Annotated in this window: 6 protein-coding genes; all 6 read right to left on the reverse strand. The window is 57.6% G+C overall.

From position 1 onward, the window contains the following. Positions 1-19 precede the first annotated feature (19 nt). Complete coding sequence (locus DW189_RS03440) at positions 20-1675, reverse strand: RagB/SusD family nutrient uptake outer membrane protein (RefSeq protein ID WP_117506893.1); 1656 nt, start codon at positions 1673-1675, stop codon at positions 20-22. A 13-nt stretch (positions 1676-1688) separates the two neighbouring features. Next, positions 1689-4676, reverse strand: coding sequence for a SusC/RagA family TonB-linked outer membrane protein (locus tag DW189_RS03445; protein ID WP_117506894.1), 2988 nt, complete (start codon positions 4674-4676; stop codon positions 1689-1691). A gap of 32 nt (positions 4677-4708) precedes the next feature. Continuing rightward, complete coding sequence (locus DW189_RS03450; protein WP_117506895.1) at positions 4709-6685, reverse strand: RagB/SusD family nutrient uptake outer membrane protein; 1977 nt, start codon at positions 6683-6685, stop codon at positions 4709-4711. Positions 6686-6698: 13 nt separating this feature from the next. After that, positions 6699-9932, reverse strand: coding sequence for a SusC/RagA family TonB-linked outer membrane protein (locus DW189_RS03455; RefSeq protein ID WP_117506896.1), 3234 nt, complete (start codon positions 9930-9932; stop codon positions 6699-6701). A 13-nt stretch (positions 9933-9945) separates the two neighbouring features. Then, on the reverse strand, positions 9946-11520 hold the full coding sequence (locus DW189_RS03460) for a hypothetical protein (RefSeq protein ID WP_117506897.1): 1575 nt from the start codon (positions 11518-11520) through the stop codon (positions 9946-9948). Positions 11521-11818: 298 nt separating this feature from the next. After that, positions 11819-15937 carry a two-component regulator propeller domain-containing protein gene (locus DW189_RS03465; RefSeq protein WP_117506898.1) on the reverse strand — a complete coding sequence of 1373 codons (4119 nt, stop codon included), beginning with the start codon at positions 15935-15937 and terminating at the stop codon, positions 11819-11821. Positions 15938-15977: the final 40 nt, after the last annotated feature.

Raw genomic sequence — 15977 nt, forward strand, 5'->3', positions numbered from 1 at the left:
CGTGTTTTTATCGGTTTGACTATTTCCAACCGTCGTTCTGGACGAGGTTGTGATTTTTGAAAAGCTCGGCATCCGCAATCGGATAGTAATTCATCCTGTCGTCCCAGCCGCGCTGCTGGATCACCGACCGCACATAGCTGAACGAGCCATCGTTCTGCGGGGTAATCGTAAGCCCATAAACCTTCGTCGTTTCGGCACCGATCTTCCAGCGGCGGATGTCCCAGAAACGATGCCCCTCGAAAGCCAGTTCCACACGACGCTCGTTGCGCAGACGCTTCACGAAGGCCGCATAATCCGTTTCCGTAATCCCCGGCATATTGTACCGGGCACGGACTGCGTTGAGCGCCTCGCGTGGTGAGAGCGTATACTCCACCTCCCCCTTCATGCCCGTAAAATCGGGGTTCTGCGTAGCGGCAGCCAATGCCTCGGCATAGTTCAGCAACACCTCGGCATAACGGAAGAAGGGAAAGATGTGCTGATAACTCATCTCGCTGCCCGTCACGAAACTCGTCGCCTCGACAATGTGTTTGCGCAGGTAGTACGAAGTCGGTGTAGCACCGTCGAGCGGCCGGCCATTACGGCCGCCGACATACGACTGGACGGACTGTCCCTTGAACGTCGCCCCGTTGTATATCAGCGTCCTGGCAAAGCGCGGATCGCGTGCCGACGCAACGAACATCCGCGACCGCATCGACTCGTCGTTCCAGTCGAACGGTTCGCCCGTCGCCATATCGAATGCCTCGGCGAGGTTCTGCGACGGGCAGACGCCCGAATTCCCGCCTTCGAAGCCTACCGGGAAATTGGCCGCCTCGAAATCGCTGCTCACCGGGCACCACTTGCCGTAGATCAGCCCCTGCGCATCGGCATTGTTCGTGGTTTCCTCGCTGACAAGCTTGTAAATACCGGCATCTATGAGCTCCTTGGCCGCGGCCGCGGCTTCCAGGTAACGGGCTGCATCACCGCCGGGATTGTTGAGCGGACTGGCGGCATACAGCAGCATACGCGCCTTGAGCGCCATCGCCATGCCCTTTGTCACACGGGCAACTTCGCCTTTTTCCGTTCCCAGATAGGTCTTAGGCAGCGACGGGATTACAGCATCGCATTCCGAGACGATCCATCCGGCGGCATCGTCGTACGAGACCGGAACGAGCGTATTGACCTCCTGCATCGTGAACGAACGGTCGCCGATCACGATCCGGTTATAGCGCCGGAGCAATTCGAAATGGAAATAGGCACGCAGGGCCCTCACTTCGAACGGATAGTTCTTGAGCTCCGCCAGGTTCGCCTTGTAATTGTCCTGGTACTGCGCCTCGGGGAAATCATCCGGGCAGTTGTCGAGGAAATAGTTGGCCGCGGCAATAGCCGAGTAGAGCGAAGCCCAGCGGTCGTCGATCAGGTTCGTACCGTTCCAGCTCCCGTCGTAAAAGCGTTTGATACCGCCCGTAGACCAGGCGTATACCGCATCGTCGGTCGCAGCGTCGATCATCGTACCTTCGACATCCAGCAACCCTTCCTGCACATACGAGTAGACGTTCGTCGCACTCTGCTTCACGCGGTCGAAGGTCGAGAATTGATATTTCGTCGTCTGGTACACCGACTCGTCGAGTTCCAGGAAATCGCTGCACGCAGCCATCAGGAGCGTGCATCCGGCGAATAAGATCAGGTATTTTTTCATCGTTGTGGCGTATTTAGAATATGACGTTCAGGCCGATCTGGTAGCTGCGTGACGAGGGATACCCCGTGCTGACGTATTCCGGATCGAGAATACCGACATGGTCGGCCGAGAAAAGGTTCAGACCGCGGAAATAGAAGCTGCATTCGCGCATACGCAGTTTGCGGGCAATCTTCGACGGCAATTTGTAGTAAGCCTGCAATGTACGCAACTTCAGGAAATTGCCGTTTTCCGTCCATAGTGAGCTTTGCGTGTAGTTATTCCCGTTTGCCAATGTGGTCAGGCGCGGATAGCGGCCTTCGGTATTGAAGCGTGACCAGCGGTGCTCCATATAGTACTCCGAAACGTTGCGGTCGTTGCCGTACAGCGGCTGGTAGATGCTCGACAGCGTCGTCTCCAGCGTCGAATGGGCGACACCCTGGAAATAGGCGCTGACACCGAAGCCCCTGTATTTCAGCTCGACGCTGAAGCCGTAATAAATCTCGGGCACCGCGGCATAGAGCTGGTAGGTGCGGTCGTAGTCGTCGATCCTGCCATCGCGGTTCAGGTCGCGGTATTTCACGTCGCCCGGGCGTACCGTATTCTGGTACGAGGAGACAGGAAGCCCCTCCCGGAGCGAACCGTCGGCATTGAAATCGCCGTCCTGGTACATCCCATCGGCCACCAATCCGTAGAACGTCCCTACCGGCTGCCCTGTAATACGCATATAGTCAAAAGGTTTGTATTCCTCTTCCTTGTTGAGTATCTTATTGCGGGCATAGGCGATATTCCCCCGCACGGCATATCCGAAGTCGCCTGTGCGGCGGCGCCATCCCACAGCCAATTCCCCGCCATAGTTGCGCACCTTACCGGTAAAGACGTCGGGCACGCCGACTCCCAGCACGCTGGAAACGGTACCCGCGGCCGACGTCCGGATGTTATGACGCATGTTGCGGAAGAAATCCACCTCGACGCTCAGGCTTCCCAGCAGGCTGAGTTCCAACCCGACATTGGTTTTATAGTCGCGTTCGGGTTCGATCCCCGCAGACGGCAACGCCCCTTGCGCGAGGCTGTTCGACGAAGTGATCCCGGCAAAAATATAACTGTTGCCCGGGCCGTTGAACTGCTTGTCCATGTCATACGACAATCGCGCGTCCATACCCACAATGCCGAACGACGCGCGCAGTTTCAGCAGGTCGACGACACGGCTGTCACGCAGGAACGCCTCGTTCGAGATGATCCATGCGCCCGACACGGCAGGATAGAAGCGGTACTTGTCCCCGTAGGGCATACGGCTGCTCCCACCGTAAGTAGCGACGGCATTGACCACGTAGCGGTCGTCGTAATTGTAGCCGGCGCTGGCGATATAGTCACGGTACATGTACGTATTGTTGGCTCCGCGGTAACGGGATTTGTTCTCGCTGAAAATCAGACGCCCCGTCACCGTATGTTTTCCGAAAGAACGGTCGTAGAGCACCTTGGCCCACACCGACGCCCGCATGACCGAATAGGAAAGGAAGCTGTCGAATGCCAGTTCGGTATCGTTCCCCTGCGGAACGAATGCCAGGGAAGCGGCATTGCCGTCCGCATCGAAGACCGTCGAGGTATTCGAATAGGCGTATTTGCGTGAGTGCGCATCGGTAATCTCCGCGGAATTGTCATAGGCGACGCGCACCTGTACCGAAAGTCCCGGGGTAAGCGCCGACAAGTCCTGGTCGATCGTCAGGTCGGCGAACAGCGTACGTTGCAGCAGCGTGTTGTACCCACCCGCGGTCTTGTCGGCCAGGGGATTGGCGAACAGCTGGCTGCGGGCCCAGCCCCCGCCGGGAACCCGGATCGGGAACGCTGCCGACGGCGTGTCGTACATATCATCGAGCGCGACGCCCGCATTTGGCAGTTGGTATTGCATCAGCCGCCCCATCAGGTTCATCCGTGCAGTCGTGGTTTTCGTGATCGCGGCCTCGAGGTTCGAACGCAGCTTGAGGGAGTACATCTCGACCTGGGTCGAATAGCCGTCGTTCAGGTCGGTATTATCCAGGAACCCGCGGTTGGAGTTGTAGTTGGCCAGCACGAAATAGCGCATACGGCCGCCGCTCCCGTCGAACGAGAGATTCAGGTCGTGGTTGAAACCCGCATTGCGGAGCACGGCCTTCCGCCAGTCGACATTGGGCAGTACATCGGTGCGCTCCCCCCGCACCATCGAACGGATGTCGCGCTGCGTATAGCGGGGTGCGAGCCCGTCGTTTTCCAACGCCTCGTTGACAGCCGTCGCATAGGTCGCGGCATCGGCCATATCGGGAATCCGGAACGGGGTCTGCACACTGAAATTGTAGTCGATACGGGTACGCAGGCCGTGGTCGCCGCCGCGCCGGGTCGTAATGGCGACGATACCGTCGGCACCCCGATTACCGTAGAGTGCCAGCGATGCGGCGTCCTTCAGCACGGTGATGTGCTCCACTTCCTCCCGATCCAGGCAGGCCGCATCGCGTTCGATACCGTCGACCAGTACGACCACACTGTTCCCGCCGAACGAACCGACGCCGCGCACATTCAGGTCGGGCGCCGAGTCCCACGGCAGGTTCTCGCCCTGGCGCACGCCGAGTCCCGGAATCAGGCCGTAAAGGTTGCTCATCAGGTCGGTACGGCCGCCCGCTTCGATCTCACGTGCCGTAGCGCCGGCGAGCGATGCCGACGCGGAGCCTTTGCGGATGCGCTCGTCATAGCCCACGTCGAACAGCACGTCATCGTCCGTCAGACGGATATGCATCTCGCCACCGCTGACGGCTACCGTGCGGCTCATGCGGTTCAGAAGGGTCAGCGTCATGCGGTCACCCTCCCCGGCATCGACCTCGGCCATGCCGTCGGCGCCCGTAACCGCCACGGGGGTTCGCCCGCGGCCGAGCGTCACGGCAACCTCGCCCAGCGGCTTGTCCCATGCATCGGTCACATACACCTTGACGCGCTGCGCCTGTGCCAGCGGGCAAACGGCAGTCAGGAACAGCAGTATGATTGATATCTTTTTCATTGTATGCTCTCTGTTTGTTTAACCATGTATGTCTACCATCCGGCATTCTGAGTCAGGCCGTACCCCTTGTTGACTTCGTTCGAAGGAAAGGCGCTCAGATACCACTTCGGATCAAAGCTGTTCTTCCAGGCGCGGTCGGTTTCGGGAACCGGCTCAGAGAAATTGAACCGGAAATTCGAGGAATCCGTTCCGTCCAGGATCGTCACCCTGATCCCGTAAAGCGTCTGCCGGAAAATATCGGCACGTTTCCAGCGCACGATGTCGAACCAACGAATCTCCTCGAAGGCGAATTCCCGGGCCCGCTCGTCGAGTATCTCCTCGCGCAGCTCGGCATCCCCGGCAAGCGCACATTCGGGATAGGACGGCAGCACCTTGCCGCGGTGCAGGCGGTGCAGCAATTCGTCGGTCATGGAGGGCAGCCCCACGCGGTTGCGGGTTTTGTCGAGCCACTTGCAGGCCTCGTCCTTGCGCCCCGTCTCGTTCAGTGCCTCGGCATAGGCCAGGTAAACCTCGGCCAGGCGCATATAGGAATAGTTCATCGGTTTGTCGTAGAACGTCGCACGGTTATAGTCCCAGAGGTATTTACGGTTGCAGAAACCCGTTGCGGCCCGATCCTTGGCATAGTTCACCAAATCCTCGCTGCCACCGCCTTCCCACATCTGGGCCACACGGTCGCGGAACGGGCCGCCGGGCACCATCACCGACTGGTAGAGGCGCGGATCCCGGTTCGAGAAAGGATTGTCCGTCACCGTTCCGGCCGAATTGTGCGTCCGGATCCATTCGGCATAAGGCGCCGGTTCCCCGTTCGAGAAAGGGAATTTATCGACATAGTTAAGCGTCACGCAGCCACCGCCGTACCCCTGGGCGTTCGCGCCGTTGAAATCGGTCGAAATGCCGAAGTAATAGGCATGGTAAGTATCGCCGTAGGTACGCTTCGACCGCCCGGTGGCAATCAGTATTTCGCCGTTGTAACGGTCTGCATAGCACGCACCGAATGCCTTTCCGTAACCTTCGGCCGTCTTTTCAGTCGCCTCGACGAGTTTATAGGGATTGCCGTTGTTGGCATTCTCCGTGATGAACTCTTCGCAAGCCGTAACCACGCGGTTCCAGCGCTGGGCATCGTAATTACCATACCACGCCACTTTCCGGACACTCTCCTCGGCGATCTTGCCGATATTGCCCAGTACCGGTTGTTGCGGCTCGGCATAAGGCTGGTTCGCATTGAACAAGGGGCTGGCCGCATAGAGCAGCACACGAATCTTGAGCGCCAGCGCCGAAGCTTTCGTAAAACGCCCGTCATCGGCCGGGTCGACCGTCCACGGGAGCTCCCGGGCAGCCTGTTCGCACAGCGCGACGATGTATTCGACCGTCTCTTCGAAAGTCCGGCGCGAATAGTCTATATCGGCCTCCTTACCCGCCTCGACGGCTGTCTTGAGCAGGGGAACCCCACCGAAGTGGCGCAGCAATTCGTGGTACTGGCACGCAATGACCATTCGGGCCTCGCCCTTGCGCCGAATCTTTTCCGCCTCGCTCATGTCGGGCACACGGTCAACATTCTCGATGTAGAGGAACGCCTTGCGGATACCCGTCCACGTCACGTCCTGCTCGGGGTTGAACCCCATCTTCGTACCGCTCGACTCATTCTCGGTCTCGGCGTCGTATGCGCCCCCGTAATACATGCTGTAAACGCCGCCCCACGAACAATGCGTGCTGATGATATCGGTCAGGGCATCGAGGTTGTCCCATGCCAGTTTGTTACCGGCATTCTGGTGTTCGTACGACCCGCCGTTAACGCTGGGATTGTGCATCGTGAGCCCGCAGCGCAACGTGGCATAGGCCGAATTGAGGGCCCGGTCGGCATAGAGCTTCGACGAGAAGATCGTGTCGACGGTCACATCGCCGCCGGGCGCTTTCTCCAGGAACCCGTCCCCGAATTTCAGGTCGCTGCAATTGGTCAGTCCCGACACGAAACCGCCCAAGATCAGAATGGATATTATCGTCTTTTTCATAGTGGAGTGTCGATTAGAATGTGATGTTAACACCGAAGTTGAAAATGCGCACGTTCGGGTAGGAATCGATATTCGAACCGCTCGTCGCCCCCTCGGGGTCGATATCGATGTCGTTGAGATCCGAGAAAAGCGTCAACAGGTTGTACCCGCTGAAATAAACCTTCAGCGACTTGACGCCGACCTTCCGGAATGCCGGAATATCCCTGAACGTATAACCTATTTCGGCAACCTTCAGCCGCAGGTACGAGCCGTCCATCAGCCACAGGTCGGAATCTTCCAGATAGTGCGACTTGTTGAGGAAGGTCAGCCGTGGAAAACGCGCATCGGGGTTCTCGGGCGTCCAACGCCCGTCGGCCAGGAATTTGAGCAGCGCACGGCCGTTTGTACTGCCGAAAGCATTACGGTATTCGCCGCTGAGCATACGCGAGGCATGCAGGCCGGCCGTCCACTGCATCGAAATTTCGAAATTCTTGTACCGGAATCCGCCCAGCAGGCCGAGCACGTAGTCCGGACGCTGACTGTAACCGAAGTAGGTCTTGTCGTTGCCGTCGATCTTGCCGTCCCCGTTGAGGTCTTTAAAGAGCGCGTCGCCTGGGCGGGGTGATCCCAGCGACATGACGGGTAGCAGCGGCTTCCCCTCGCCGTCGGTCTTCAGGGCCCCGTCGGCATCGAAGTCGTCGGCTTGCAGGAAACGGTCGAACCTGTACCCGTAGTTCAGTCCCGTGCTGCGTCCGGTCTGAGCCATCCACGGATAGTTGGGCATGACTTCGTCCATAAAAATAATCTTGTTCTTCGAGTAAGAGACATTGCCCTGCACCCACCAATCGATCTTCTCGGTACGCGAATTCCAGCCCAGTGAGATTTCATAGCCCCGGTTATCGACCTCTCCCAGATTGATCAGCGGCAGCTCGATGGCGACGATCGACGGCAGCGTATTGCGGGTCGAAAGAATGTCGTAGCGGTGTTCGAAGAAGTAGTCGGCCGTCAGGCTGAGGCGCGCACCGAACATTTTGAGGTCGATGCCATAGTTCTGCTTGCGGACTTTTTCCCAGGTCACCTCGGAGTTCCCGACCGTGTTTTCGACCGCATCGGGCAGCATCGTCATACTTCCGCCCATACCGAACTGATAGCTGCCGTAGCCGTTCTGCCATACGGCATGGTTGCCCGTCCACGAGCCGTCGAGGTAGAGGAAACGGGCACCGCTGTACTTGTCGTTCCCGACCAGTCCGAACGAGGCCCTCAGCTTCAGGAAGTCGACGGTTTGCTGGTTCTTCATGAAATTCTCCTCGGAGACGATCCAACCCACGGAACCTGCAGGGAAGAACCCGTAGCGCTTTTTGGGGGCGAAATTCTCGGAGCCGTTGTAACCGGCGTTGAAATCGACCAGGTAGCGGTTCTTGTAGGCATAGGTCAAACGCCCCACATACCCCACATAGGCGGTCGGGATGTCGGTATACTGGCCCGGGTAGTAGGTCTTCGACTGGTTGTAAAGCAACAGTGCCGACACCGCATGGTCGCCGAACGTACGCTGATAATTGAGGCTCGCCTCGACATACCAGTTGCGTGATTTGCCCGACCCGTCCTCACCATAGGTCATCGGCTCGCGCATACCCGTCACGCCGTCGGTCTGGTAGACGATCGTATTGTCGAACCGCGGGTCTGAAACATCCATTCCGGGTTGGGTGATCGACCCCAGATAAATCGGGGTATAGGAACTGTTCGTACCGGTCGGCGCGCGTTTGGTCGCCAGGTAGTAGGAAGTATTGTACGCTCCCTTCACATTGAGGGTCAATCCCTTGGTAATCACATCGAGGTTCTGGGAAAGCGCAAGATCGAGGTTCAGTTCATTCTGGGTCGTTTTGCGGTAACCCCAGTTGTAGTAGCAGTCCAGCCCGCTCGTGAGTTCCGTAAGTGGGATGTAGTTGTTCTTGTAATTGTAGATGTACTTCCCGTCGACGAAACCCGGACTTGCGAACGGCGTACACCACATGATATTCTGCCAGAGCGAATAGGTCAGCGGTTCTCGTTTGTCGCTCACGCGCCCGCCGATATTGACTTTCAACTGAGTCGTATTCGTAATGTCTACGTCGATGTTCGAGCGGTAGTTGAAGCGCTGATAATTGTAATTCGGGTCATAACTCTCGTCGAAACGCTTCATCATACCGTCCTGGTCGAGGTAACCCAACGACACGAAATAGCGGATGCGGTCACCGCCGCCCGACAGGGTCGCGTTGTGCTGTGTCTGCCAGGCGACGTTCTTGAAGATGTATTTGCTCCAGTCCACATCCGGGAACATGATCGGATCGGCCTTCGTGCGGAACATTTCCGTTACGAACGGCGAAAAGGTGAGCTGGTCATCCTTAATGCCGGGATTGTCGGAGCGCTGGGCCTCGGAATAGAGCGTAGCGTAAGTATAACTGTCGACACCGGTCAGGTGTCGCAGCGACTGAGTCAGTCCGAAGGTCGAATTCCACGAAATCTGTGGCTTGCCCTTCGTACCGCGCCGTGTCGTGACCAGGATGACGCCATTGGCGCCGCGAACCCCGAATACGGCCGTCGACGATGCATCCTTGAGGACGGTCACACTCTCGATCTCGTGCGAGTCCATCTGGAAAAACGAACGCTCGACACCGTCCACCAGGATAAGCGGCTTCGACGCCTCGTTCGAAAGCGATCCCGTACCGCGGACATAAATATCGGGGTCTTCGGCACCGGGCTGTCCGGAAATCTGTACCGACGAAATGCCTGTCACGGCCCCCGCAAGGGCACTGCCGGCACTGCCGCTCGGTGACTTGAGCAGGTCTTTGGTATTGATCGAGGCGATGGCGCCCGTCACCGACACCTTTTTCTGTTGCCCGTAGGCGATGACCTGCACCTCCTCCAGCGCCTGCGCCTCTTCCTTCAGGCGGATTTCATTGTCCGCCGCAGCCACGAGCACCGACTCCCGGGGCTGGTAGCCAATATAGGAAACCGACACGAGCGGTTGATAGCGGACGGGAATCGTGATCCGGAATTCACCCTCGGAGTTGGTCGTCATACCGATTTGCGGGGCGTCCTTGACAACAATGGCGACACCGGCGAGCGGTACGGAACTTCTTTCGTCGACCACACGGCCCTTATACGTTACCGACCGGCTGCCGCCCTGGATGGCCTGCAAGCCCGCCGCATCCGGCTCTCCCGCGCCGGCGGCAAGTGCAAACGCCGGGAACATCAGGCAGACGGCGATCAGATATATGGTTTGCTTCATGATTTGCGAGTTGTTACTGTTTGACATCTATGGCGATTGCATATTGCGCGGCCTGGTCGGCCTTTCCCACGACGACGTTTCCGCCCACCTTGAGCGTCGGCGTGAAACCGTCATCCAGGTAGTTGCTTCCGGCCACGTAGAACACGTCTTTCCAGCCCATCTTGTAGAGCAGCCACGCAGCCTGGCAGGTTCCCGTCCCCTCGGACACGGCGGCGACACCGAGTTTGTTGTCATAGGTCAGCCCGATGTACGAACGGCTGCGCGTGCCGTTCCAGGCTTCGCCCAGGGCCGTTTCCCATCCCGAATCGTTCCAATACATCTCCAGGCGGGTCAGCAGATGCCCCTCGCGTACCAACCACGGATGTCCCGACGCTGCGGAGACCACGTCCCACGGAATCCCCGACGCAAGATACCCGTCGCGTCCCGCCTCATCGACCCATTGGGTCATCCTGACCAGTCCGCCGTCGCGGATCCCCGCGTTCCAGAATTCGATGTGCCCGTCCTCGTAAAAACCGACCGTTCCGCGCCAGTCGCCCTCGGAATTGCGGTCGGAGAGCACTTTCCCATTGTAGTAAATCATCGTGCTCTCCTTGGTCATCATCCCGGTGAGTGCGACCAGCGAGGCCACGTCGTTCATGACCACCGAGCGGGCATCGTTGCTGACCATATAGGCTTTCGCCTTGTCAATGTCGATCGTGGCGAAGGCGAATTCGATTCCCTCGATCGTTTCGGTCGGGCGGTTTGCGGCCCAGTTGCCGATAAAGGCAAGGTAAACGTCCAGGTCACCGGCACCGGGATCCCAGCTCCATGGGGTTTCGGATGTTGCCGCACCGCGTACGGGTACGCTGTTGACCGTAGTTGCCTTATAGACATTGAGGAGCGGATAGAGCTGCTGGTCGACATAATTGCCCGTGACCTCGCTAAACCCGTAGACGATCGGTTTGTCCATCACTTTCGAATAGTCGATCCTGACGTTGTAGATGCGCTCTTTGCCATCCATCTCGACTTTCAGTTGCCGGGTAAGCGACTCCGTGAAATCGAACGTCGTAGACGAGGCGATCGAAGCTCCCTCCATCAAAGCACCTTCGGCAAAATCGAGTTCGATTTCACCCCGATCCATACTCCGTTCATAAGTGATCGTAAGCGTCTTGCCCGATACGGAGACGCAGCCCCCGATTCCCGAAGCGGTCACCTTCGTGGCATCGATAATCGGAAATGCCTTCGACGAAGTCGTGAACCACACCTTGACGATCCGGTTGTCGGGTGCCCGGAAATTCAGCACCGGATAGGTGTCCAGATCGGCGGCGGTAACGTCCGTCGGGAAAATGACCGAATAGCCCTCGCTGAGCTCGACGTCGATCCGGGCATGTGAGAAATCCTCGGCCATATCGAATCTCAGGGCCAGGTTTTTATCATCTATCCGCTCCGCCGTAACCGTCTCGCCGTCGACGGTCACGCGGATTGACTTATAAGGCAGACCGCCGGACGCGACCGTCCGGTCGTCGGAACAGGAACAGAAGGACAGCGCCGCCGCGACGAATACGGCGCTCACGTAATTCACGTAATTCTTGTAGAAATCTGCTTTCATAGGTTAGGGTTTAGTTGGTTTATTCGGAAAGAAGGGAAAGGGATCGGACACTACGGTTCATCCGGGATGGCTGCAACATGTCATGGCATTGTTTTTTAGGTTAGTTTTCGGTTCCGCCAGCCCGTCCAAAGGGCTTTTGCCGGATACGAAAATACTCTGCCCGGACGGCTTCGAGGTTGAAATTTTACCGTAAAACGGCTCTGACGCAAATCGGCCGGCTGCAACAGCCGACCGACACAATGCAGGCAATACAATGCATAACAACACATTACACAAACACCTTCGGAAAATATCCGGGTTATACGATTTTTTCACCCTTGCCCTCGAGTTGTTCGATGAATTCCTTGGGGCTGATCCCGAACTTTTTCCGGAAACAGGTGCTGAAATACTTCGGGTCGTTGAACCCTACGGCATAAGCCAGATCGGCGATCCGCATGTGGCGCTGCTGTTCCAGCAACCGGTAAGCCGCGCGCAGCCGTATGTCGACCATAAACGCGGTCGGAGTAAGCCCTGTCAGCGATTTGAGTTTCTCGGTGAGGACGGTACGCGACGTGTTCATCTCCCGCGTGAAATCGGCCTGCGAAAATTCGCCGTCGTCGATATGCGCATTGACGCACGCCATAGCCCGGCGCATGAAATCTTCGTCCATCGAGGTATATTCCAACGCTTCGATCTCAAAGACAAGCTGGTTGCGGAAATGCGAACCCTTACGCTCCAGCTTTCGGAGCTGGTTCACGATCTGTGCATGGAGCAGTTTGAAGTTGAACGGCTTGGTAACATAACCGTCAGCCCCCGAGTCATACCCTTCGATACGGCTGTCGTCCGTATTCTTGGCCGTCAGAAGAATGACCGGGATATGGCAATATTCGAACGTTTCCTTGATCTTGGCGCACAACTCGATCCCGTCCATCCCGGGCATCATAATGTCGGACACAACCAGGTCGACCGGCTTTTCGGCCAAAAGGCACAACGCCTCTTCGCCGCCGGACGCCATTTCTATGTGGAAGTATGCCGCCAGCAGGTTGGACACCAGCACCCGCAGTTCCTCGTTGTCATCCACGATCAGAATCGTATACATCCGCCCGTCTCCGGCAACCGCCTCGTCCGGCCGCATGGACGGCAACTCCGCCGATCCCGGCATCAAATCCGCCGAATCGGGCCCTGGCACCGATTCGTCGACCTCTTCCCCGGAGTAGGCGTCCCGGCCTATGGGCAATACGACCCGGAAACAATTTCCCTCCCGTTCGCTGCTCGAAACCCGGATATGCCCCTTGTGGATATCGGTCAGATCCTTCACCAGCGACAACCCGATACCCGTACCGATGGTATGGAACTTACGGTAATTACCGTCGTAGAAGCGCTTGAAAAGCCCGTCGATGGTCTGCTGGCTCATGCATTCACCGCTATTGGCGATCATTATACCGACAAAACCGGGGCTTTCCATCCCCACACGGATTTTTATTTCCCCTTCGTCGGGTGTGTATTTGGCAGCGTTGGAAAGCAGGTTGTAGACGATCTTATCGAGTTTGTCGGAATCGAACCAGCCTTCGATACGGTCGGCAGAACTCTGGAAGTAGACCCGAAGGCGCTTTTTCGATACCAGCGGGGCGAATGCCTCGACACATTTGCGAACGAATGCCGCCACATCGCCTTGCGAAACCCGGATCTTCAGGTTACCACTCTCGACCTTGCGGAATTCGAGTATCTGCTGGATAAGGCGCATCAGACGCGTCGCGTTGACCGAGATTACGTTGTAGAGCGCCTCCCGGTCTGTGGAGGTGCTGCGCAGGCTGTCAAGCGAGGTAATGATGATCGTCAGGGGCGTCATCAGCTCGTGGGTGACATTGGTAAAGAACTGCAATTTGGCGTGGTTCAGCTCCTCGGTTTTCCGGCGTTCGAATTTCGAAATGCGGATTTCATGCTGCATGCGCAGCCGGTAGCGCAGGAAGCGGATCGCACCGTAGGCCATCCCCGCAAGGGCTGCGAGATAGAGCGCCACGGCCCACCACGAGCGCCAGGGTGCCGGCAGGATACGCACCTTCAGCACCCGCTCGTTGCTGCTCCAGACACCGTTGCCGCCCGCCGCCTGCAAATGAAAGGTATAAATGCCCGCAGGCAGGTTGTTGTAGGAGGCGAAGCGGTGCTGCGAATCGACCAATACGTACTCCTTGTCGAACCCGTCCAGCTTGTATTTGAAGATGTTGTCCCTCGGATTGGCATAAGAAAGCATCGAAAATTCGATATAGAAATTGTTTTGCCGGTGGGTCAGCGTCACCTCATCTGCATAGTCGATCTCCCGGGAGCTGATATGCTCCCGCTCCTTTTCCGGCATGGTACGCAGGGACTGGTTGTGAACCCGGAAATCGGTCAATACGATCGGAAGTTTCGACTGGTGGGGCTGGATGCGGTTGCCCGTAAAGATGCGCAGTCCGTTCGAACCGCCGAACGCCATGCGTCCGTATTCGACACGCGCCGATGCATTGCGGTTGAAGAAGAACGATTGCAGGTCTGCCGTAATAATATAGGTGTTGATATGCTCGGGAGTACCGTTTTCGTCGGGCGAGAACGAGAACACGGCATCGTTGGTCGTAATCCACATGCGGCCGTTCTCATCCCTTGCAATGTTGGTGATCCCCTTTTTCTCGATGTTGGGGAATGCCGTGACCGCCTTGAAACGATCCTCCGAAGGCGAATATACCGCCAGTCCGTCGGCAATCGTCCCCGCCCAGAGGTTACCCGCATCGTCCGTACCGAGGCAATAGACGTTATCGGCCGTCATCCCCGCCCCACGCCGGTACTGGTTCCAGTCGCGTCTTTTCGTATCGACACGGATGATCCCGTCGCCGTTGGTCGCAATCCACACGACCCCGTCGCCGGTGCAGCAGATATCGAATATGCGTGTCGATGCGAAGGGCGTCTTCCGCCCCAGCCATATGTCGAGCGTCGAGAGCTGCCCGGACGCCGATTCGATATAAATTCCCGACCTCGAACCGATCCACAAATTCCCGTCCGGATCCTCCCGTAGCGCAAGCACGCAGTCGTCGGCAAACAGCGGCAGCGTATTCCGGTTGATCTGGCGCACGCGATGGCGTTTCTCGTCGTAGCACCATACACCCGAACTCCACGTCGCAAAGCACAGCTCCGAAGTGGCGTTCCTCCTGATTATGGCATTGACGGTCGAAGTATAAGGCAGCACACACAGGTCGGGATGCTCCCGGTAGCTGACGATACGGCCGCTGCGGGTATTATACCTGATCAGCCCGAAATCGAGCAGCCCGAGCCAATATTCGCCCTCGCCGATGTAATACATACTCCGTACGGAACTGGTGTTGAAGCGGGCACGCACCGGATCGAGCCGGTTGAATTCGAATTTCATGCCTGCGGTCTGTATCTTGCAAACACCGCCGCCCAGCATCCCGATCCACATGAGGTTGTCCCGGGCCCGCATAATCGAATTGACCTCGTTGTAAGGCAGGTCGCCCACATCCTCGCCGGGTTTGAAATTCTGGAACGAGGGCCGGTGATTCGGGTCATGCAGGATACTCAGTCCGCTGCGGGTTCCCACCCACAGCGTGTTCTGCGTAATATCCTCTTCGATGGCATAGACAATGTCGTCGAGCAGCGCCGTATCGTCGTCTTCACGGTGCTTGTAACGGGCATATTGCATCCGCCCGGGAGCATAGGGGTTTATCAGGCGGATCAGTCCCGCGCCCCATGTGCCCACCCAGACATTCCCGTCCGCATCGCAGAAGACGACATGCGCATGCCGCAGGATTTCGTCGTCATACGTGTAGGTACGTTCTTCGCGGAGATCGTAGCGCAGCAATCCGCTGCCGTAGGAGGCGACCCACAGGCTGCAATTGGCATCCTTGACGACCGAAGTGATGTCCGTGACGAGCTTCCCGTCGGCATTGCGCATCGTAACCGGACGGAAATAATGTTCCGAGGCATTTTTCCGGAACAGGCCTTTGTCGCTTCCGACCCATATCCCGTTACCCGTATCGCAGATAATGACCGAAATGTTGCAATCGTCGACCGCTTCGCAGCCCGTCGCCGAGATCGTGCCCGTCTTCTTGTCGAGCCGGAACAACCCGCGTTCCGTCCCGATCCAGATCACCTTGTCGCGGTCTTCGGCCACGACATTCACGAACGAATTGAACGCCACGCCCGAAACGTCGTGCATACCGTAAGTGACCACTCCGTACCCGTCATACCGTGCCAGGCCGTTATAGGTCGGAATCCAGATATACCCGTCGGAATCCTGATAGAGCTTGCGCACTTCGCTCGACGGCAGGATGTCGGAAGGGATCGGCTCGAACCGGATTTTGGAATAGGGTTCGGCAGACACGTACCCCACCATGGCAAGCATGGCCGACACAGCTGCAAAAAGGCGGGAAAGTATCAGATTCGGACGCATGAACGGTAGTTTTCGGAATTCTAAATTACACATTTTTTCC

This window comes from Alistipes sp. AM16-43 (assembly GCF_003435745.1).
In the GTDB taxonomy this organism is placed as follows: domain Bacteria; phylum Bacteroidota; class Bacteroidia; order Bacteroidales; family Rikenellaceae; genus Alistipes; species Alistipes onderdonkii.